The 206-nt window shown below is 67.5% G+C and carries 1 protein-coding gene; it reads left to right on the top strand.

The features are described from left to right. Positions 1 to 206, top strand: a 206-nt coding sequence (locus tag D8779_RS20510; RefSeq protein WP_136666462.1) for an Ig-like domain-containing protein, incomplete at both ends; no start/stop codon positions are given.

Here is a 206-nt window from a genome sequence, read left to right on the forward strand (position 1 = left end):
CGCTGCTGTCGATGCCGCCGGCAACGCCAGCACTGCCGCCAACGCCACCCAGGCCGTCGACATCGGCGCGCCCACCGTGGCCAGCATTGTGATGGCCGACACCGCCCTCAGCGTCGGTGAGACCAGCCTGGTCACCATCACCTTCAGCGAGGCGGTCGTCGCCTTTGATAACACCGATGTCAGCGTCGAGAACGGCACCCTCAGCG

The sequence above is a fragment of the Pseudomonas leptonychotis genome (assembly GCF_004920405.1).
Classification (GTDB): domain Bacteria; phylum Pseudomonadota; class Gammaproteobacteria; order Pseudomonadales; family Pseudomonadaceae; genus Aquipseudomonas; species Aquipseudomonas leptonychotis.